This is a genomic window from Halomonas sp. M4R1S46 (assembly GCF_025725685.1).
Classification (GTDB): domain Bacteria; phylum Pseudomonadota; class Gammaproteobacteria; order Pseudomonadales; family Halomonadaceae; genus Halomonas.
In genome coordinates this window covers 1,766,307-1,786,501 of the sequence record NZ_CP107008.1, presented here as the reverse complement: position 1 = coordinate 1,786,501, position 20,195 = coordinate 1,766,307, and the positions used below count along the sequence as shown (strand labels likewise).

The following is a 20,195-nucleotide window of genomic DNA, read 5'->3' as shown; positions in this document are numbered from 1 at the left end:
TCAGGTGTCTTTATGTGGCGTCGTCGGCGTCGAAATGGGGGTCTGCGTCGAAATGGGGGTCTGTCCCCGATTCCCCGACCGGCTCGTCGATGCGCACCGTCTTGACCAGCGACTCGGCCTCGCCCAGGCGGATCAGCATGACGCCCTGGGTATTGCGCGACGAGATGGAGACCTCGTCGACCCGGGTCCGCACCAGGGTGCCGCGGTCGGTGATCAGCATCATCTCGTCGCTGGCGTAGACCTGCATGGCCGCCACCAGGGCGCCGTTGCGCTCACTGGTCTGCATGGCGATGACCCCCTGACCGCCCCGGCCCCGCAGCGGGAACTCCTCGAGGCGGCTGCGCTTGCCGTAGCCGTTCTCGCTGGCGGTGAGGATGTAGATCTGGCCGCCGTTGCCGTTCGCGACCTCGCCCCCCTCGCCGCCTTCCGTCTCGTCCTCGGCGTCGATCCGCTGGCTCTGGGGGATGATCAGGCTGATCACCTCGGCGCCGCCCGCCAGGCGCATGCCGCGGACCCCCCGGGCGGTCCGCCCCATGGCCCGCACGTCGCCCTCCTCGAAGCGGATCGCCTTGCCGTTGGACGACAGCAGCATGGCGTGGTCCGACCCGCTGGTGATGGCGGCCCCTACCAGGCGGTCGCCCTCCTCCAGGTCGATGGCGATCAACCCCACGCTGCGGGGCCGGGAGAACTGGTCGAGGCTGGTACGCTTGACCGTCCCCTTGGCGGTGGCGAAGAAGATGTAGCTGTCCGGGTCATAGTCGTGGACCGGCAGGATGGCGTTGATGGCCTCCCCCTCGTCCAGCGGCAGCAGGTTGACCAGCGGCTTGCCGCGGGAGCCACGGCTCGCCGCCGGCATCTCGTAGACCTTGAGCCAGTAGACCTTGCCGCGGTTGGAGAACAGCAGCACGGTGTCGTGGGTGGAAGCCACCAGCAGGTGCTCGATGACGTCCTCGTCCTTCATCGCCGTCGCCGACTTGCCGCGTCCCCCGCGACGCTGGGCCTGGTAGTCGGAGAGCGGCTGAGTCTTGGCGTAGCCGGAGCGGGATACCGTGACCACCATGTCCTCCTCGGCGATCAGGTCCTCGATGGACAGGTCGAGGTGGCTGGCCTGGATCTCGGTGCGGCGCGGCTCGCCGAACTGATCGCGCACGGCGGTGAGCTCCTCGCGAATCACCTCCAGCAGGCGATCGGCGGAGGCCAGGATCTCGGTGAGCTCGGCGATCTTCTTGAGGATCCCCAGGTACTCGTCGAGGAGCTTCTCGGTCTCCAGCCCGGTCAGGCGATGCAGGCGCAGTTCGAGAATCGCCTGGGCCTGGGCCGGCGACAGCCGGTACTGGGTGGACGCCTGGTCGAGGCCATAGCCTTCCTCGAGGTCCTCGGGCTTGCAGGAGGTGGCGCCGGCGCGTTCGAGCATGCCGGTGACCTGCCCCGGGGGCCAGCTCCTCGCCAGCAGCTTCTCCTTGGCGTCGGCGGCGGACGGCGAGGCCTTGATCAGCTCGATGACCTCATCGATGTTGGAGATGGCAACGGTCAGGCCCTCGAGGATGTGCCCGCGTTCGCGGGCCTTCTTGAGCTCGAACAGGGTGCGCCGGGTGACCACCTCGCGCCGGTGGCGGATGAAGGCCTCGAGGACCTCCTTGAGGTTGAGGGTGCGCGGCTCGCCGCCGTCCAGGGCCACCATGTTGATGCCGAAGACGTTCTGCAGTTGGGTCTGGGCGAAGAGGTTGTTGACCACCACCTCGCCGGACTCGCCGCGCTTGACCTCGATGACGACCCTGAGGCCGTCCTTGTCCGACTCGTCGCGCAGCTCGGCGATGCCGTCGATCTTCTTGTCCTTGACCAGTTCGGCGATCTTCTCGATCAGCCGCGCCTTGTTCACCTGGTAGGGCAGCTCGGTGACGATGATGTGGTCGCGGCCGGTCTTGTCGTCATGCTCGATGGTGTGGCGGGCACGCACGTAGATGCGCCCGCGGCCGGTGCGATAGGCCTCGAGGATGCCGGCACGGCCGTTGATGATGCCCCCCGTGGGGAAGTCCGGTCCGGGGATGTGCTCCATCAGGTCGTCGACGGTGAGCGTATAGTCGTCGATCAGCGCCAGGCAGCCGTCGATCACCTCCACCATGTTGTGGGGAGGGATGTTGGTGGCCATGCCCACGGCGATCCCCGAGGAGCCGTTGATCAGCAGGTTCGGCACCTTGGTCGGCAGCACGTCGGGAATCCGCTCGGTGCCGTCGTAGTTGTCGACCCAGTCGACGGTATCCTTCTCGAGGTCGGCGAGCAGCTCGTGGGCCAGCCGGGCCATGCGTACCTCGGTGTAACGCATGGCGGCGGCGTTGTCGCCGTCGATGGACCCGAAGTTGCCCTGGCCATCGACCAGCACGTGGCGCATGGAGAAGTCCTGGGCCATGCGCACGATGGTGTCATAGACGGCACTGTCGCCGTGGGGGTGGTACTTACCGATGACATCGCCGACGACACGGGCGGACTTCTTGTAGGCCTTGTTCCAGTCGTTGCCGAGCTCGTGCATGGCGAACAGCACCCGCCGATGCACCGGTTTCAAGCCATCGCGCACGTCGGGCAGCGCACGGCCGATGATCACGCTCATCGCGTAATCGAGGTACGACTGCTTGAGCTCGTCCTCGATGTTGACTGGCAGAATCTCTCTGGCGATGTCACCCATGGGTCGTCGAATCCTTTGCACTGCAACAGGTTGGCGCGTCACGTGGCCGTGACATGGCGCGCAATAACAGCCTCACATCATATCACCCCGGGCGGGGCAAAGCAGCGGGCTATTGCGCAACCAGCAGGGGGGCCAGGGCCTCGCGAAGCTCCCCCTCGATCGCCACCGCCTTGTTGGCGCGCACCTCCAGCAGCACGAAGGTCACGTCGGCGCTGGCCACGAGCTTGCCGTCCCGGGCCCGGCGGATATCCTGATGCATGCGGGCACTGCGGGACCCGAGCTCGGCCAGGCCCGTCACCACCTCCAGGTCCTCGCCGGCCACCGCCGCACGGCGATAATCGATGTTGAGGTTGACCGCCACGAAGGCCACCCCGAGGCGCTGCACCATCTCGGCCAATGCCGGCCGGTCGTCGAAGAAGGCCCAACGCCCTTCCTCGAGGAACTCCAGGTAGCGGGCGTTGTTGACGTGGCCGTAGCCGTCGAGGTGATAGCCGCGGACGCGCAGCGAGGCCGTGGTTAGGCGAGACGCCATGGGACTAGACTCCTGTTCTGGGGGATCCTGCGATTCTAGGCAGGCCATCGCCCGACATTCAAACGATGGTTTTACCCACCGGGCCGGTTCACCGCTGGCACCCCCGGCTCCCATTCGCCATAATGTGCCTCCTTTTCACCCGGGAAATGCTTCATGTGGTTCAAGCACTTGCATCTCTACCGCCTGCACGGCGCTCCCGACCTGGCGGCCGCCACCCTGGAAGAGGCGCTCGGCGAGCAGGCCTTCCGCCCCCTCGGCGGCAGTGAACCGCGTCGTATCGGCTGGTGCCCGCCGGCCGGCCGCGCGGGAACCCAACTGCTGCATGAGCTGCAGGGCCAGCGCCTGATGACGGCCCTGCGCCAGGAGCGGATCCTGCCGGCCGCCGTGGTGCGCGAGGAAGTGGAGGAGCGCGTGGACGCCCTCGAGACCGCCGAGGGCCGCAAGCTTCGGCGCCAGGAGAAGCTCGCCCTGAAGGAGCAGGTCTACGAGGAGCTCCTCCCCCGGGCCTTCGTGCGCAGCCAGAAGGTCGACCTGTGGTGGGACAGTCGCCGGGCCCTGATCGCCGTCAACAGCAGCAGCCGCAAGCGTGCCGAGGAGCTCCTCGACCTGCTGCGCGAGACCCTGGGCAGCCTCAAGGTGACGCCGCTGGCCAGCCAGACCCTGCCGATGCGCGCCATGACCACCTGGCTCGGCGACCCCGGCTCACGCCCCGCCGACCTGGTGCTCGGCGACCAGGTGGAACTCAAGGCCAAGGGCGACGACGGGGTGCTGCGCGCGCGCCAGGTGGACCTGGACAGCGACGAGATCCAGCAGCTGCTGGAAAGCGGCCGTCAGGCCAGCAAGCTGGCCCTGAGCATCGAGGGTCGCCTGGCCTTCGTGCTGCACGACGACCTGGCCGTGAAGTCGCTGCGCTTCGATGACGCCCTCGTCGACGAGGCCGGCCAGGCCGATGACGGCGGCGATGCCCTGCTGCGCCTGGAGACCGACTTCCTGCTGATGACCCAGGCCCTGGCCGAGAGCATCGAGCGCCTGCTGGCCTGGCTGGGCGGCGAGGCCAATGCCGCCGGCGACACCCACCCCGTCCTGACTGCCGATCCCGCATGACCGAGCACGCCTCCGCGCCCATGAACACGACGCCAGACATGCACAACAACGATCCCTGGGCGGAGATTCGCCCCTACCAGGACGACGAGGTCGCCGAGGTGCTGCAGCGACTCGCCAGCGACCCGGAACTGCTGGATGCCCTGACCCGCTTCCGCCTGCCGCGCCTGGCGCGCATCCTGCCGCGCCTGTCGCGGGCGCTGGCCAGTTTCGCCATTCGCCGCGAGGTGCGCGGGGTGACCAGCGTGCGCGCCTTCCAGGGCCGCATCGCCGGCTACATGGAGCGGATGATCCGCACCTCCACCACCGACTTCCGGGCCGACGGCCTGGAGCGCCTGGACCCGCAAGCGGCCTATCTGTTCATCGGCAACCACCGTGACATCTCCCTGGACCCCGCCTTCGTCAACTATGCCCTGTACCTTGCCGGCCGGGACACGGTGCGCATCGCCATCGGCGACAACCTGCTGAAGAAGCCCTATGTCACCGACCTGATGCGGCTCAACAAGAGCTTCATCGTGCCGCGCAGCGCCCGGGGCAAGCGGGCCATGCTGGCCGCCTACCAGAAGCTCTCCGCCTATATCCGCCACTCCATCACCGAGGACAATCACTCGATCTGGATGGCCCAACGGGAGGGGCGGGCCAAGGACGGCATCGACCGCACGGACCCGGCGATCGTCAAGATGCTGACCATGGCGCGACGCGGGCAGGACCGCCAGGCCGGCATCGGCGAGGCCATCGCCGAACTGCGCGTGGTGCCGGTGTCGATCAGCTACGAGTTCGACCCCTGCGATACCCAGAAGGCCCGTGAGCTGTACTCGGTCCACGAGCGCGGCAACTACGAGAAGAGCGAGTTCGAGGACATCAGCTCCATCGTCGCCGGCATCACCGGCCACAAGGGGCGAGTCCACCTGCGCTTCGGCACGCCGCTGTCCGCCGACTTCGACACCCCCGAGGCCGTGGCCGAGGAGATCGACCGCCAGGTCCTCGCGGGCTACCACCTCTTCCCCAGTCACTACCTGGCCCTGGAGGCCCTGGGCGACGCACCGGAGCTGGTCGACCTCGGCGAGGTGACCGACGCCGACCGCGCCCGCTTCCAGGCCCGCCTCGCCGAGGTGCCCGAGGAACTGCGCGCCTGGTGGCTCGCCCAGTATGCCAACCCGGTCCGCAGCCGGGCCGCCCGGGGCTGAGACGATGCCGGCCACCGGGCGCGGCCACCGCCAGACCCGCGAGGCCCACAGGGTCACCCTCATCGGCGCCGTCGTGGACTTCGTGGTCGGCATGGCCAAGCTCATCGCCGGCCTGCTGGTGGGCTCGGCGGCCCTGGTGGCCGACGGCATCCACTCCTTCTCCGACATCGTCACCGACGTCTTCGTGATCGCGGCCACCCACTTCGGCCGCCAGGCGCCGGACAGCGACCATCCCTATGGCCATGGCCGTATCGAGACCCTGGCCACCCTCTGGCTGGGCAGCGTGCTGATCTTCGTCGCCGGCGGCATCGCCTGGGCCAGCCTGAGCCGCCTGCTGGGCGGCGAGCCGGCCCCCGCTCCCGGCGGCTGGGCCATCGCCATCGCCCTGGCCGCCCTGCTCGCCAAGGAATGGATCTACCACTACACGATGCGCGTCGCGCGGCGCATCGGTTCCCGCCTGCTCGAGGCCAATGCCTGGCATTCGCGTTCCGATGCCCTCTCCACCCTCGTGGTCCTGGTCGGCCTGGTGGCGGTCCAGGCCGGCATCGGCTGGATGGATGCCGTGGCGGCCATCGTGGTGGGCATCATGGTCGGCCAGGTGGGCGGACGGCTGCTCTGGGAGTCCAGCCAGGAGCTGATCGACACGGCGCTGCCCCTCGCGGAGCGGACGGCGCTGCAGGACACGGCCGAGTCGGCGCCCGGGGTCAGGGGCGTCCACGACCTGCGGACCCGCAAGCTCGGCAGCGACGTGCTCCTCGACCTGCATATCGTGGTACCGCCCCGGGTCACGGTCTCCGAGGCCCACGAGATCGGCAACGAAGTCACCCGCCGCCTTCGCGAGGCGTTTCCGAGCCTCTCCGACGTGACCTTCCACATCGACCCCGAGGATGATGCCGGGGAGACCGCGCACAGCCTGAGACCCGGCCTGCCGCTGCGCGACGATGTGGAGCGACGGCTGGATGCGGCCTGGCACGACCTGGCCATCTGGCACCAGCGGGTCGACCTGGATCTGCATTACCTGGACGACCGTATCGACGTCTCGCTCTACGTCGACTGCCTGCCGGAGCATGCCAGCCTCGACCAGGCCGCCGACACGCTGCGTCGCCGGGTCGGCGACCTCCCCTGGGTGGGTCGACTGCGCCTGTGGCAGGGGCCCGGTCGCGGCTGAATCGAGCTCACACGTTCGCATTAGCGACTCCTGCGACCTAAGATTGAGCAAAAGCTCATTAATCCGCGAGACCGCATGGCCGACCGCTCGTCCCCCGCTCCTGCATCGCCCGGGCGCCGCCGCTTCCTGGCGATGATGGGCGGCCTGACGGTCGCCGGCGTCCTGGGCCTGCGGCCCGACCGAGTCGAGGCACGCATCGATGCGACGCGACTGCGTCGCAGCATGGAAGACGCCTACGGCCAGCCGGGGCTCGATGTGCTCGACGAGTGGTTCGCCCTGCTCGATCGCCTGGACGGCGCCGACCTCGACCGCCAGCTGCGCGAGGTCAACAGCTTCTTCAACCGCCGCGTGCGATGGCTGGACGACAGCCTCATCTGGCAGCAGGAAGACTACTGGGCCACGCCCCTGGAAACCCTGGGCCGCGGCGAGGGGGACTGCGAGGACTACTCCATCGCCAAGTACATCACCCTGCAGCAGCTCGGCATACCCACCGACCAGCTGCGGATGATCTATGTCCGGGCGCGGATCGGACGCAGCCAGATCACCCAGGCCCATATGGTGCTGGGCTACTACGCGACGCCGGACGCCGAACCGTTGATCCTGGACAACCTCGTGCCCTCCATCACGCCCGCCAGGGATCGCAACGATCTGGATCCCCTGTTCAGCTTCAACAGCGGCGGCCTGTGGGCCGGTGGCTCGAGCCGCTCCAGGGCCGACCCCGTTGCCAGGCTCTCGCGCTGGCGGCGCGTGCTCGACCGAATGCGACTACAGGGTTTCATCCAGGGGAGATAACGAGATGTCGCTCATCAAGCAACTGTGGCTGATCATCGTGGGACTGCTGTTGCTGGCCTTCGGCGGCAGCCTGTTCATCGGCGTGACCTCGAGCCGCGCCTATATCGAGCAGGAAGTTCGCATCAAGAATGCCGACAACGCCAATGCCCTGGCGCTGACCATGAGCCAGATGCCCAAGGATGCCGTCACCCTGGCGCTGCTGGTCTCCGCCCAGTTCGACACGGGCTATTATCGGCGGATCGAGCTGCGCGACCTCGACGGCGAGGTCATCGAGCAGCGTCAGGCCGATGCGGCCATCGAGGACGTGCCGGGCTGGTTCACCGAGCTGATCGACTTCGACGTGCCCGCCGGCACGGCCGTGGTGCAGGATGGTTGGCAACAGTTCGCCACCCTGAGCGTGGAGAGCCAGCACAGCTACGCCTATCGTTCTCTCTGGCAGAGCACCCTGGAGCTGGCGGGCTGGTTCCTGCTCGCCGGCGGCCTCAGCCTGCTGCTCGGCTGGTGGCTGGTGCGCTCGATCCGCCAGCCGCTGCACCGGGTCGTCGAACAGGCCCGCGACATCGGCATGCGCCGCTTCACGACCTCGAAGGTGCCCCGAACCCGCGAGCTGCGCGATGTGGTCGTGGCCATGAACCAGCTCGCCTCCACCGTAGGCGAGATGCTCGGCACCGAGAGCCAGAAGCTCGATACCCTGCGCCGGCGCCTCCAGCACGACGCGGTGACGGGGTCGCTGAATCGCGAGGCCTTCCTCAGTCAGTTGCAGATCCATCTGGAGAGCCACGACTTTCGCGCCAGTGGCACCCTGGTGCTGGTGCGCGTCAGTCGACTGACGCAGATCAACGAGCAACTCGGCCATGCCGGCACCGATGCCCTGCTCAAGGCCTTGACCGAGACCCTGGAGCAGTTGGCCCAGGTGCATGGCAGCGGCCTGACCGGCCGCCTCAACGGCAGCGACTTCGCCCTGCTGCTGCCCGGACTGGATGACACGGAATACGTCCACCAGGAACTGGTCAAGCGTCTCAAGTCCCTGGGCCGGGACAAGGACGCCATGATCGGCCTGCCCGCCGCCATCAGCCCCTACTGTCAGGGCGACCGGCGCAGCACCTTGCTGGCCAGCCTGGACGGCGCCCTGTCCAGCGCCGAGGCCCGGGGCCAGCACGGCATCATCATCATCGAGGAGGGCAAGCAGCAAAGCCTGTTCCCCAACCATGCGCAGTGGCGCAGCGCCCTGAAGCAGGCCATGCAGGAAGGCGTCTTCCTGGCGCACTTCCCGGTGCTGGACAGTGACGGCAAGCTGCTGCACTACGAGTGCCCCTCGCGCCTGCGGCTACACCAGCAGTGGCAGGCCGGCGGTGTCTTCATGCCCTGGGTGACGCGTCTGGGCCTCGAGACGGAGCTGGACCTGGCGGTGGTGGAGGCGGCCCTGCAGGACATCGATCAGCGCGACCAGTCGGTGGCCATCAACCTGTCGGTCGCATCGATTCGCGATGCGCGCTTCGTCCTCGAGCTACGCTCACGGCTGCACGCCCGGCCCAGCGCCGCCGCCAGGCTCTGGCTGGAGCTGCCGGAGACCCTGGCCATCCAGGACCTGGCAAGCTTCCGGACCCTCTGCCGCGAACTTCGCCCGCTGGGCTGCAAGCTGGGACTCGAGCACGTCGGCGCCGAATTCACCCATATCGCCGACCTCCAGGACCTGGGCCTGGCCTACCTGAAGATCGACAGCAGCCTGGTCGGGGGGGTGACGGACAACCACGAGCAACAGACCATCCTGCGCGGCATGGCCACGCTGTGCCATTCGCTGGGGATCCTGGCCATCGCCGAGGGCGTCACCCGCCGCGACGAGACCATGATGCTCTTCGAGCTGGGGCTCGACGGCGTCACCGGCCCCGGGGTACGTCAGAACGACAAGTCGTCCCTATGATCCACCAGGCAAACCGCCGGCCCGACGGGTCGGCGGTAGCGGCATCCTGGCCGTGCACGCGGTCAGATGACGTCGTCCTCGTCCGCCCCGGGGGACACCAGCTGCAGGCCATTCAAGCGGCGACGCAGCGACTGACGCGCCATCACCTTCTCCTGGGCGGCCTCGGGCAGTTCGGTGAACCGGATCACCCCCTTATCCATGAGCAGGTCGATCACGTCTTCCAGCACGCGCACGAAGGCCAGATCCGACGCCTGGAAGCGAGCCGCTTCCCTGCCGACCTCCCCCTCCATGAGAAACGCCAGTAGCTCGGGCGAATCCGCCGGCAGGTACTCGCTACACTCCGGCGTGGGCTCGCGACTGACGAGCCGTATCCGCCCCTGGGCGTCGCGCTCGATGTACATAGGCCGCTCCCCGCCTTGGACTGGTGTGGGCATCATAGGCAGCCTCGCCCCCGACGCACAAGACAGCGCCCGACCTGGTCGGGCGCAGCGGATGCGGCGCCTGCTCACTCGATATCGAGCTGGCCACTGTCGATCAGGGACTGAAGGAAGGCAGAGGAATCGGCACCCTCCATGCTGACGCCATTCAAGGCGATGACCTGGTCCGACTCCGCCGAACTGAAGCCGTCGCTGAAGGCGCCGCTGGTGCTGACGTGCAGCAGCGTATTGCCCTGGCCGTCGTCGACGGCATGCAGGTAGTTCGCGAAGTCCGACTCGCCATCGCTGTCCTGCAACAGATCCGTCAGCAGGAGCGCATCGCCCTCGTCGGCTTCGTTCAGGTTGAAGTCGGTGACGAGATCGATGGCGGGCGTTCCCGGCGCGCCTTGATCGCCCCCATCGCCGAACTGCCAGGCGAAGGTATCGGCGCCCAGCCCCCCGGCCAGGACATCGTCGCCTTGTCCACCCATCAGGGTATCGTCACCCTCGAGACCGAACAGGCTGTCATCCCCGCCGGTGCCCGACAGCGTATTGCCCTGGCCGTCACCCACGATGCTCTCCGAGTCGGGGTAGACGGTGATGGCGACCTGGCCATCGCGGCTGTCACCATCCGCGTCCGTGCCGATGACCGGCAGCTCGAAGCTCACGGGAGAGACGCTCGCTTCCTGCCCATAGCTGAAACTGCCCAGCTTGAGGCCGGTGGCAGCGCCATCGGCCAGTTCGACGCCCTCGATCTCGACGGCATTGAAGGCCTCGTGGGCCAGGCTGCCATCGACGCTGACGATCTCGAAGCTCCAGCCATCCTGCAGGCCCTCGACCAGCACGGAACCGTCGGCGTTGGCGGTGACATGCCCCGACTGTTCGATGCCGTTCTCGTCATGGATCCTGACCTCGTCGGCGGTCAGGGTCAGCTGTCCCTCGCCGCCGGGGCCGGAGACCAGCGACTGCGACGCGCCCGTGGCGGACTCGTCCAGCCCCATGGAATAGATCCGCAGGAAGAAGCTCGCCTCCTTGCCACCGGAGACGACGATACCCTGCGAGAAGGCCAGGGTCTCCTGATAGCCATCGAAGCTGTACGACTCGGCATTCCGGGTATCATCGACCGAGAGATTGCTGACCAGGTCATAGCGCATGATCTCGCCGCCGGAAATCTCGGCCCCCTCGCCAACCCCGAGGGTCGCGTTGGTACTGTTGACGGTGCCCTGATCGGTATCGCCCAGGGGAAGGATGTCCGAGGACACCAGGACATCATCCGTGCCATCCGGGTCCGGCGTCTGCTTGGTACCGATGTTCAATCCCTTGAAGGCGACATTGCCGCCCCCGATACCACTCAGGTCGGTCAACGAGGTGAGCTTGCTGTCCGTCATGATGGAGCCGGAGAAGACTGTGTAGGTGACATTGCCCTCGGCATCGATCGTGGCCTCGAAGCCGATGTCACCGTCGTCGGTGACGGCCTGGATGCCGCGGTGGGTGTCGTCCGTGTACTGGAGGGAAAGCGGCTCGTTGGCGAGATACAGCTGATTGCCCTCCACGCTGAGGAAGGCCTGCTTGCCATCCACCAGCGCCAGGTCGAAGACGATATCACCGAGCCCATCCGTGCCCGGCAGGAAGTTCAGTGACTGCGTCACGGTCTGCTGGGTCGCTTCTGGCGCATCGACCGCCAGCAGGACATGGGCGGCCTGGGGGAAGAAGGGTCTGGGACCGTCGTCCTCGATGGTGAAGACTCCGGCGCTCAGGTCCACGGTCGCCGAGGCGCTGTCACCATCGGCGTCGGTGACCGTCTGGGTCAGCAGCAGGGTCCCGCTCGCGGCCTGCAGGGTCTCGGCGTCGTCATGGGCGGCCTCACCCGCGCCGTGCCAGATGTTGGCGCTCTGGCTGAAGGTGAGCGTGCCGCTGTCGTCCACGCCGATGCGGAAGTACTCGGTGCCGTCGAGCTGGCCGAGGATGTCGTCCCCGTCCATGGCCAGCTGGATCTCGCCGCCGGCCGCCCCGTCGGCGCCCAGCGCATAGAGTCCGGAACCCAGGTCGGCACCGCTCAGCGACAGGCCATAGGCCACGCCGCCGGCACCGTCGTTGCCATGGTCGATGGTCGTGGCGAAGGCGCCGCGGAAGTCGCCGCTGACGCTGGCGATGCCATCCGCCGACAGCGGCGACTCGTCCAGGGTCAGCGCCGGGGCCGTATAGTCCGCGTTCGGAATCACGCCGGGGCCGTCGTCATCGAACAGGATATTGCCGCCCAGATCCAGCGTCTCACTGTCGCTGGCCGAGTCACCCTCACGATCGGTGATGGTTACCGTGCCTACCAGGTTCACCAGCCCGCTGCCCAGCCCTTGCTGGTCACTGGCGTAGTCGCTGGTATCGGCGCGGTCGTGGTCGACCGTCGCCCTCTGGGTCAGGGTCACGCTGCCATTGCCATCCACCGCGAGGGTGAAGGCGGTGTTGGCGTCGGCCACCGCTCCGGCGCTCGCGGCCGTGGAGCCGATCACCTCGCCGCCGACCAGGTAGAGATAGACGGGATCGCCACCGCTGGTCAGCCCCGAGTCGCTGCCGTCGGCCGCCGCCAACTCGAGCGCATAGCTCCAGCTGGTGCTACCGGCCCCGTCGGCGCCATAGGCGCTACTGCCCACCGTGAAGGCAGCGGCAAAGCTGGCCGTGGCGGTGTCGGTGTCGGTGTCGGTGTCGGTGTCGGTGTCGGTGTCGGTGTCGGTGTCGGTGTCGGTGTCGGTGTCGGTGTCGGTGTCGGTGAGGTCGGCATCCTGGGTGTTGAGGGTGATGCTGTCACCATCGGACACGCTGGCTGCGATGCCCGGGCCATCGTCGTTGACGTCGAGGATCAGGGTCGCCTCCGGCGAGACGTCGCCATCGTCGTCGGTGACCCGCACCGCGAACGGCTCCTGCACCTGGTCGGCGTCGCCCGTCAGGCCGGTACCGGCATGGTCCAGGGTGTTGGCGTCGAGGCTGTAGCTCCAGCCGCCGTCCGTGTCGACCGTCAAGGTGCCGTAGGCGCCCTGCACGGCGGTGCCGTCGGCGGTGATGGCGATCCAGGCGCCATTGGCGTCCTGCACCTCGATCAGCGCCAGTTGGTCGTCGCCGGTGTCGATCTGCAGGCGGCCGCCGGTGGTCGTGGTGCCGCCACCGCTGCCCTCTGGCAGTGCGGACTCCCAGACCACGTCGCCGTCCGCGTCGAGGTCGGGGGCGGTCACCGTCGGCACATCATCGGGATCTTCCGCCGCCCCGCCGCCGCCCTCGGGGTCCACCACCGGCACATCATCGGGAGCTTCCGTCGCCTCGCCGCCGCCCTCGGGGTCCTCGGCGCCCACCACCGGCTCATCATCGGATTCTTCCGCCGCCACGGCACCGCCCTCGAGCCGGACCGCGTCGGGCCCGTCCAGCGCAGTGGCAGCGAAGTCGAAGGCCAGCGAATCGACGCTCTCGCTGATCCGCGCCAGGCGCACGAAACTGTGCCCCCCATCGCTGCCACCGCCGGCACCGGCCCCGGCAGCGGTCGCGTCCAGATCCTCGAGCAGGTCCCCCTGCCCTTCATCGATGGCCGTCAGCAGGGCCTCGAGGTCCGCATCCTGGGCGCTGGCATCCGCCGCCTCGACCGGCGCATCGGCAGTGAGCTCGGGCGTCATGACGACCTCCCGGCCTTCCCCGATCGCCGTCGGCTCGAGATGGTCGCCGAAGTCGAGCATCACCCGACCATTGTCCGAGGTGACGAGAGTCTCGCCCTCCTGCAGGCTGTCGCCGACGTCGAGTTCACGTAGCTGGCCGGCGGCGTCCCGCGCCCAGGCCTGACCGGTGATGGAAACAACGGTTGCGATGGTCATGTCATGCTCCCCTGATAAACACCAGCCGAGACGCAAGGCGATACTACTCGGCCCTCATACCTTCAAGTTAGGGGACGGCGACATGCATCGGTATTGGACCGATGGACAGGGTGACAAGATGTAACAGAGAGCAGGCCGTCACCCGGCCGAGCCGCACCGGGGAGGCGACGATCAGAGCGCATCCTGCTCCTGGCGGGAGAGCTTGAGAACCAGCTGAATGCGGTCGCGCACGCCAAGCTTGCGGAACACGGCCCCCAGATGCGCCTTGACCGTTCGCTCGGTGATGGCCAGGCGCCTGGCCACGGCCTTGTTGCTCAGCCCCTCGGCCACGGCCAGGGCCACCGCCCGCTCGCGCTCGGTCAGGCACGCCAGGGTCTCCTCCTGCAGCATGGCCTCGCCGCCCAGGCTGCGGAAGGCGCCCCCCACCAACCGGGCGAGCAACTCCGGCCAGACCCAGATACCCTGGTGAGTCACCACCGTCTCCACCTGGCGCAACAGCTCGGGGGGCGAGAGGGCATGGGCGTAGCCCCGGGCGCCGGCCCCCAGCGCCTGGAAGGCCTCGAGGGAGTTCGGCGCATAGCTCAGCACGCTGAGGATGGCACCACGTTGGCTGAGGGTGGTCACGAGCCCCGACCACTGGTCCAGGTCGCTGGTCACCCAGACCCGGTCCCCGGCGACGGCCTGGGCCCGCGCCTGCTCGGGCCCGACCAGCCGAGCCTCGGCGAAGGCCTCGCGCCAGCGCGGCACCTCGTCGTGCCCCCGACACACGAACAACTGCGCCATCATCGCTCTCCCATGGCATTGTCCCAGGTCCGCAGGACCGGCTTGAGGAGGTACTGCATCACGGTGCGCTTGCCGGTGAGGATATCCACCTGGGCGGTCATCCCGGGGATGACGTCCAGCGCCTCGTGCGCGTTGCCGCTCTCCCGGGTGCGGACCCGAACCAGATAGAAGGTATTGCCCTCGTCGTCGGTGATGGTGTCGGCACTGATGTGGTCGAGCTCGGCCTCGAGCCCCCCGTAGATGGCGAAATCGTAGGCGGTGAGCTTGATGGTCGCCGGCTGTCCCGGGCGCAGGAAGGCTATGTCCTGGGGGGCGATGCGCGCCTCCACCAGCAGGGCATCGTCGGTGGGCACGATATCGACCACCTCCTGGCCCGGCTGCACCACCCCCCCGAGGGTGGTGATCCCCAGGCGCTGCACGACCCCGTCGACGGGCGAGCGAATCTCGGCCAACCGCACCCGGTCCTCGAGGCCGGTGCTGGACTCATCCAGTGCCGACAGGTCGCCGAGCGTCCGGGAAAGTTCATTGCGCCATTCGTTGCGGGTCTCCAGGGTCACCTCGCGCAGTTGCGCCTGGGCTTCCTCGATGGCGGCCTGCAGGCGCTCCACCTGGGCCGCCGCCTGGTTCCGCTCGCCGCTGGCCTTGGAGACCTCGCGCTGCAGCCGCAACACCTCGACCTCGGAGACCGCTCCGGTCTCCAGCAGCGGCCGGGTCAGGTTCAGCTCCTGGCTGGCCATGCCCAGCTCCCGCGCGGCGGTGTCCCGTCGCGATCGGGCCTCGTCGAGTTCGGCACGCCGCTGCGCCAGGCGTTCCTCGAGGATGCTCTTCTGCTCCGCCAACGCCTCCAGACTGCTCTCGTAGAGCTCCCGCTCCCGCGTCACGAGCGCGGGCGCCTCCTCGCGCAGGGAGGCGGAGGGCGTGAAGTCGGACGCCGTGACCAGCGCCCTCAGGCGCTCGGCGCGGACCTCCAGGGCCTGGGCCCTGGCCCGGTTCTCCCGGAAGGTGGCCAGGAAGCGCGTCGGGTCGATGCGCATCAGCAGCTGCCCCGCCACCACCCGGTCGCCCTCCTCGACCAGGATCTCCTGAACCACCCCGCCATCGAAGGACTGCACCCTCTGCAGCTGGCTCGAGGGGATCACCCGTCCGGTCCCGCGGGTCACCTCGTCGATTGCGGCGAAGGCCGACCAGGCGATGAGGGCCGCCACCGCCAGCAACACCACGTAGAGGAAGGCCCTGGCCCGCAGCGGATCCTGCTGTAGCCGCGCCCAGTCGGCGTCGCTCGCCCAGTCGCGGTCGAGATGCGCCGCCGTCACGCGACGGGCGAAGAGACGATCGATGAAGGGACGGAAGGGACGACCGCCGGCCTCGGAGAACCGACCGATGGCCTCGAACCCCTGCTGCTCGGCACCGCGACGCGAGGAGGTCATCCGCCGGCCCTCCCGACCTGGCCCTTGCGCAGGGCCTCCACCACCTTGTCCCGGGGCCCGTCGGCCACGACCTTGCCGGCGTCGATGACGACGATCCGATCGACCAGCGACAGCAACGAGGTGCGGTGGGTCACGACCACCATGGTCTTGCCCTGGGCATAGCGCTTGAGCCTGGCCTTGAACGCCTCCTCGGTGGAGTGGTCCATGGCGCTCGACGGCTCGTCGAGCAGCAGCACCTGGGGATCGTGGACCAGGGCCCGGGCGATGGCCACGGCCTGGCGCTGCCCGCCCGAGAGCCGCTGCCCCCGCTCGCCGACGTTCAGCTCGACGCCCTGGGGATGGCCATTCACCAGGTCTTCGAGACCGCCGAGCTCGATGGCACGCAGCAGCGCCTCGTCCTCGACGCCATCGCTGCCCCCGCCGGCGGCGATATTGTCCCGCAGGCTGCCATGGAACAGGCTCACGTCCTGGGGCACATAGCCGATATGGCGCCGCAGCTGGATGGGGTCGAACTGGCGAATGTCCACGTCATCGAGTCTCACCGCCCCGGAGGAGGGCGCATACAGGCCCAGCACGAGCTTGTTGACGGTGGTCTTGCCGCAGCCGACGCGTCCCAGCAGCGCCACCTTTTCGCCCGGCGCGATGCTCAACGACACGTCCCGCAGGGCATCCTGCTCCTCGCCGGGGTAGCGGAAGGTCACCTTGTCGAAGCGGATATCGCCCCGGACCACCGGGCGATCGATGAAGCGCTGTCCGTCCGGCCGCTCGACCGGCAGCTGCATCACGCCCTCCAGGGACTGCAGGGCCGTGGCGGACTGGTGATACTGCGCCAGGAGCGCCGCCGCCTGGCTCACCGGCGCCATGGCCCGGGAGGAGAGCAGGTAGGCGGCGATCAGGCCGCCCTGGGTCAGCTGGCCGTCGATGATCAGGTAGACCCCGATGAGGATCACCGCGACCGCCACGCTGTGCTGGGCCCACAGCGCCACACTGGACACCGAGGAACTCACCAGCCTCAGTTGGGCCGTGGTGCGCGAGAGAAAGGCCGAGGCCCGCTCCCAGGTGCCCTGGATGCGGCTCTCGCCGCGCAGGGCCTTGACGGCCTCGAGCTGGGAGATCGACTCCACCAGGGTGGCATTGCGCTGGGCACTCGCCCGCCAGGTGGTCTCGGACAGCTCGTGCAGCTTGCCCTGGGCCGCCAGGGCATAGAGCAGCACGAAGGCGATGCCGACCAGCACCGGGATCACCAGCGGCGGTCCGATCAACGCGATGATGCCGGCGAACAGCAGCACGAAGGGCAGGTCGACCAGCCCGACCACCGTGGCGGAGCCGATGAAGGCGCGCACCGACTCGAAGGACTGCAGCGTCGCCGCGAAGGAGCCGGTGGAGGCGGGCCGAGCCGCCATGCGCAGCCCCAGCACCCGGGACATGATCGCCGAGGACAGCTTGACGTCGGCCCGGCTCGCCGCCAGGTCGACGAAGGCATTGCGCATCAGGCGCAGGGCCAGGTCGAAGCCCAGCACCACGAAGATGCCCGCCGCGAGCACCCAGAGCGTCTCGGTGGCATGGTTGGGCACCACCCGGTCGTAGACGTTGAGCACGAACAGCGGCATGGCGACCGCGAACAGGTTGATCACCACGGAGCCGGCGATCACGTCGCGATACAGCCGGCGGTTCTCGCGGATCACGCCCCAGAACCAGTGCCGTGACGACTGGCGCCGGACCTCCGGGCCTCGCGCATCGAAGCGAAAGCGCGGACGCACGTAGATGGCCTGGCCGCTGTAGCTGCTCAGCAGGCCGTCGAGATCGACCTCGGTCTCGGCCTCGCCGAGCTCGGGAAAGATCACCCGGGCGCGGCGGGACGTCAGGTCGAGGGCCACCAGCACACAGGCCCGCCCGGGCTCGAGCAGCAACACGGCCGGGAACAGGGCCGGGTTCAACTGCACCAGGCGGGACTTGACGATCCGCGCCGACATGCCGGCACGGGCCGCCGCCCGGGGGAAGACCCCCGGGGTGAGCCGCCCGGCCTCCAGCGGCAGGCCGGCGGTCAGCGCTTCCGCGCTGGCGTCATGGTCATGGACGAGGGCGAGGGTCTGCAGGCACGCCAGCAGTTCGTCACGCACCGCCGAACTGGCGCCGGCGCCCTCTCCCAGGGCTTCCTGTTGTGTCACGGACACCTCTGCATTCGGTCGCGGGCGTCGGGAGCCGACGGCTCCCGGTCAGGCATCATCCCGCGACCCGACCCTGAAGGCCGGGCGCGTGCTGGCTCAGGTCGAGATTTTCCCCGCCCCGCTCCAGGGTGACCTCCACCCGGCGGTTCTGACGCCGTCCCGCCACGCTGTCATTGCTGGCCACCGGACGACGCGACCCGAACCCTTCGGTCTCGATCAGGCCGGCCGAGACGCCCTGGGCCACCAGATACTCCCCCACGCTCTCGGCCCGCCGCCGCGACAGCGGCTCGTTGATGGCATCGGTTCCCGTGGCATCGGCATGGCCGGCGATATACACGCGCACCAGGTCGTTGCGCGCGCGAATCCGCTCGGCCAGCGAGCGCAGCTCCTCGCGAGCCTCGAGACTCAGCTCGGCGCTGTTGACCTCGAACAGGGCATCGGCGGAGAGGGTCACGTCCGGGGCCCGGGTCGGGGCCGGGGTGATGCCGTCGGTGAAGTCCGCCAGGGTATAGCCGCTGGGTCCCGGCGCCGGGCAGACCGTCTCGGGGTCGAGACGGACGCCCTCGCTGCCGAGCTCCGACAGACTGGGCAGGTCGTCGCGGCGCACCTCCAGCACCTGCATCAGTTGGCCCATCGCGGCCAGGGTGCGGGCATCGGCCAAGGCCACGTCATACCGGGCATTGACGTGGGCACGGCTGGCCTCGAAGAACTCGTTCTCGGTGTCGAGCACATCGAGCAGGCTACGCTGGCCGATATCGAACTGCTGCTGGTAGGCCCCGCGCACCCGGTCGGTGGACTGGCGATGCTGATCGAGGTAGGCCAGCTGCTCGCGCAGCCGCCGGGTATCGTTGTAGGCGATCTGGGTGGTCTGGCGCACGTCCACGCAGGCCTTCTCGCGCAGGTGGATGGCCTGCTCGACCCGGTCGCTGGCGGCACGGAACTCCGCCAGGTCGCTGCCACCACGGTACAGGTTCATGCTGGCCACCAACTCGATGCTGTGGCGGTCCTGCCGCTCGTCCGGCGTCAGCAGGCTGGTGCTGTCGCCGTCCTGGTAGGTGCCGGTTCGCCCCACCAGGTCGAGCCGGGGATGGAAGTCGGCCCCGCTACCGCGCCGCTGCGCCCGGGATGCGGCGATGTTCTCGATGGCGGCGTGAAATTCCGGGTTGCCCTGGAAGGCCAGGTCGAGGGCCTGGGAGACATCGGCGGGTAGCTGGTCATCGAAGCGCGGTGCCGGCGCCAGGCTCGCCGCCGGGAGATCGCCGACGATGCGCTGGTAACGAGCGGTCACGTCATGCAGGTTGGACGCCTCGGTCATCAGGTTGGATTCGGCCAGGGCCAGGCGACCGCTGACCTGTTCCAGGTCGACCCGGCGACCGGCCCCGGACGCCACCCGCTGCTCGATCTGGTTGAAGACCTCCAGGTGCTTGCGATAGTTGTCCTGGGCGAGCCGCACCAGCTCACGGTAACGCTGCACATCGAGATAGGCTCGGGCGGCCTCCAGGGCCACCCCCTCGCTGGCGCCGAGCAGCTCGTAGTAGCGCACCAGTTCCGCCCGGTCGAGGCGCTCGACCTCGCTGCGGGTGGCAAAGCCGTCATAGAGCATCTGGGTCAAGGCCAGCTCGGCGTAATCGGTGTCGTAGCTGCCCCGCCCATCGTTCTCGCGGTCCTCGATGCCCACCCCGGCGTTGACGTCGACACTGGGCAGGTAGTTGCCCCAGGCCGCACGCGCATCATGCCCCGAGGCCTGGAAGGCCCGCCAGGCGGCCTGGACCTCCGGGTTGGAGCTAATGGCCTGTTGCACCACCTGCTGGAGGTCGGTGGACCCCGGCGACATCAACCCGGCGGGCAACGATTGCGCCACGGCCGAGGCGAGGGGCAACAAGGCCAGGGTGGCACCGGCGGCCACGCCCCTGGCGAGGCGCTTCCCGATCCTGGTCGATGACGGCTGCGTATGCGCGCGTGTCATGGCAGATCCCTTCTCGTTGTGCGTAATGGGGCGGAGGCATGGGGAGCGCACGCCTGCCGATACCACCGGCGCCTACCTGCCTCCTGCCTTTCTGTGGGGATGCCTCATGTCCTGCAGCGCCGGCCCATCATGCCCCAGCACGAGAAATCCCATCTTCCAGCATTATATACAACATACTGTTACACACATTAACAAGCTTTGTC

13 protein-coding genes are annotated in these 20,195 nt (G+C 68.5%); 5 read left to right on the top strand and 8 right to left on the bottom strand.

What is annotated here, in order from left to right:
- Positions 1-10: 10 nt before the first annotated feature.
- Positions 11-2,680, bottom strand: a complete 2,670-nt coding sequence (gene gyrA, locus OCT48_RS08470) for a DNA gyrase subunit A (protein ID WP_263592255.1) — start codon at positions 2,678-2,680, stop codon at positions 11-13.
- A gap of 109 nt (positions 2,681-2,789) precedes the next feature.
- Positions 2,790-3,212 (bottom strand): acyl-CoA thioesterase, encoded by a 423-nt coding sequence (locus tag OCT48_RS08465; RefSeq protein WP_263592254.1) that lies wholly within the window; start codon positions 3,210-3,212, stop codon positions 2,790-2,792.
- Positions 3,213-3,365: 153 nt separating this feature from the next.
- Between OCT48_RS08465 and OCT48_RS08460 the strand changes: the two genes are divergently transcribed.
- The 5 genes from OCT48_RS08460 to OCT48_RS08440 all read left to right on the top strand — a co-directional run bounded on the left by OCT48_RS08460 (position 3,366) and on the right by OCT48_RS08440 (position 9,381).
- Complete coding sequence (locus OCT48_RS08460; RefSeq protein ID WP_263592253.1) at positions 3,366-4,316, top strand: recombination-associated protein RdgC; 951 nt, start codon at positions 3,366-3,368, stop codon at positions 4,314-4,316.
- On the top strand, positions 4,313-5,500 hold the full coding sequence (locus OCT48_RS08455; RefSeq protein WP_412031030.1) for a 1-acyl-sn-glycerol-3-phosphate acyltransferase: 1,188 nt from the start codon (positions 4,313-4,315) through the stop codon (positions 5,498-5,500). Before OCT48_RS08460 ends, OCT48_RS08455 begins: the two co-directional genes overlap by 4 nt.
- A 4-nt stretch (positions 5,501-5,504) precedes the next feature.
- The gene (locus OCT48_RS08450) at positions 5,505-6,668 is read left to right on the top strand and encodes a cation diffusion facilitator family transporter (RefSeq protein WP_263592251.1); all 1,164 of its coding nucleotides are present in this window, start codon (positions 5,505-5,507) and stop codon (positions 6,666-6,668) included.
- 75 nt (positions 6,669-6,743) lie between these two features.
- Positions 6,744-7,460 carry a transglutaminase-like cysteine peptidase gene (locus OCT48_RS08445; RefSeq protein WP_263592250.1) on the top strand — a complete coding sequence of 239 codons (717 nt, stop codon included), beginning with the start codon at positions 6,744-6,746 and terminating at the stop codon, positions 7,458-7,460.
- 4 nt (positions 7,461-7,464) lie between these two features.
- Complete coding sequence (locus tag OCT48_RS08440) at positions 7,465-9,381, top strand: EAL domain-containing protein (RefSeq protein WP_263592249.1); 1,917 nt, start codon at positions 7,465-7,467, stop codon at positions 9,379-9,381.
- Between the two features lie 62 nt (positions 9,382-9,443).
- Here the strand turns inward: OCT48_RS08440 and OCT48_RS08435 are convergent, their stop codons facing one another.
- The 6 genes from OCT48_RS08435 to OCT48_RS08410 all read right to left on the bottom strand — a co-directional run bounded on the left by OCT48_RS08435 (position 9,444) and on the right by OCT48_RS08410 (position 19,992).
- Positions 9,444-9,782 (bottom strand): tryptophan synthase subunit beta like protein, encoded by a 339-nt coding sequence (locus OCT48_RS08435; RefSeq protein WP_263592248.1) that lies wholly within the window; start codon positions 9,780-9,782, stop codon positions 9,444-9,446.
- A 104-nt stretch (positions 9,783-9,886) separates the two neighbouring features.
- Positions 9,887-13,648 (bottom strand): retention module-containing protein, encoded by a 3,762-nt coding sequence (locus OCT48_RS08430; protein WP_263592247.1) that lies wholly within the window; start codon positions 13,646-13,648, stop codon positions 9,887-9,889.
- Between the two features lie 171 nt (positions 13,649-13,819).
- Positions 13,820-14,431, bottom strand: a complete 612-nt coding sequence (locus OCT48_RS08425) for a response regulator transcription factor (RefSeq protein WP_263592246.1) — start codon at positions 14,429-14,431, stop codon at positions 13,820-13,822.
- Entirely contained in the window at positions 14,431-15,858 is a 1,428-nt protein-coding gene (locus OCT48_RS08420; RefSeq protein WP_263592245.1) for an HlyD family type I secretion periplasmic adaptor subunit, read from the bottom strand. Before OCT48_RS08420 ends, OCT48_RS08425 begins: the two co-directional genes overlap by 1 nt.
- Positions 15,855-18,026 carry a type I secretion system permease/ATPase gene (locus OCT48_RS08415; RefSeq protein WP_263592244.1) on the bottom strand — a complete coding sequence of 724 codons (2,172 nt, stop codon included), beginning with the start codon at positions 18,024-18,026 and terminating at the stop codon, positions 15,855-15,857. The genes OCT48_RS08420 and OCT48_RS08415 overlap by 4 nt, the downstream gene beginning before the upstream one ends.
- A gap of 55 nt (positions 18,027-18,081) precedes the next feature.
- On the bottom strand, positions 18,082-19,992 hold the full coding sequence (locus tag OCT48_RS08410) for a TolC family outer membrane protein (protein WP_263592243.1): 1,911 nt from the start codon (positions 19,990-19,992) through the stop codon (positions 18,082-18,084).
- Between the last annotated feature and the right edge of the window lie 203 nt (positions 19,993-20,195).

Bases quoted from the DNA above. Each gene is read 5' to 3' on its own strand.
- gyrA (WP_263592255.1), bottom strand. From the start codon at position 2,680: ATGGGTGACATCGCCAGAGAGATTCTGCCAGTCAACATCGAGGACGAG.
- OCT48_RS08465 (WP_263592254.1), bottom strand. From the start codon at position 3,212: ATGGCGTCTCGCCTAACCACGGCCTCGCTGCGCGTCCGCGGCTATCAC.
- OCT48_RS08460 (WP_263592253.1), top strand. From the start codon at position 3,366: ATGTGGTTCAAGCACTTGCATCTCTACCGCCTGCACGGCGCTCCCGAC.
- OCT48_RS08455 (WP_412031030.1), top strand. From the start codon at position 4,313: ATGACCGAGCACGCCTCCGCGCCCATGAACACGACGCCAGACATGCAC.
- OCT48_RS08450 (WP_263592251.1), top strand. From the start codon at position 5,505: ATGCCGGCCACCGGGCGCGGCCACCGCCAGACCCGCGAGGCCCACAGG.
- OCT48_RS08445 (WP_263592250.1), top strand. From the start codon at position 6,744: ATGGCCGACCGCTCGTCCCCCGCTCCTGCATCGCCCGGGCGCCGCCGC.
- OCT48_RS08440 (WP_263592249.1), top strand. From the start codon at position 7,465: ATGTCGCTCATCAAGCAACTGTGGCTGATCATCGTGGGACTGCTGTTG.
- OCT48_RS08435 (WP_263592248.1), bottom strand. From the start codon at position 9,782: ATGTACATCGAGCGCGACGCCCAGGGGCGGATACGGCTCGTCAGTCGC.
- OCT48_RS08430 (WP_263592247.1), bottom strand. From the start codon at position 13,648: ATGACCATCGCAACCGTTGTTTCCATCACCGGTCAGGCCTGGGCGCGG.
- OCT48_RS08425 (WP_263592246.1), bottom strand. From the start codon at position 14,431: ATGGCGCAGTTGTTCGTGTGTCGGGGGCACGACGAGGTGCCGCGCTGG.
- OCT48_RS08420 (WP_263592245.1), bottom strand. From the start codon at position 15,858: ATGACCTCCTCGCGTCGCGGTGCCGAGCAGCAGGGGTTCGAGGCCATC.
- OCT48_RS08410 (WP_263592243.1), bottom strand. From the start codon at position 19,992: ATGACACGCGCGCATACGCAGCCGTCATCGACCAGGATCGGGAAGCGC.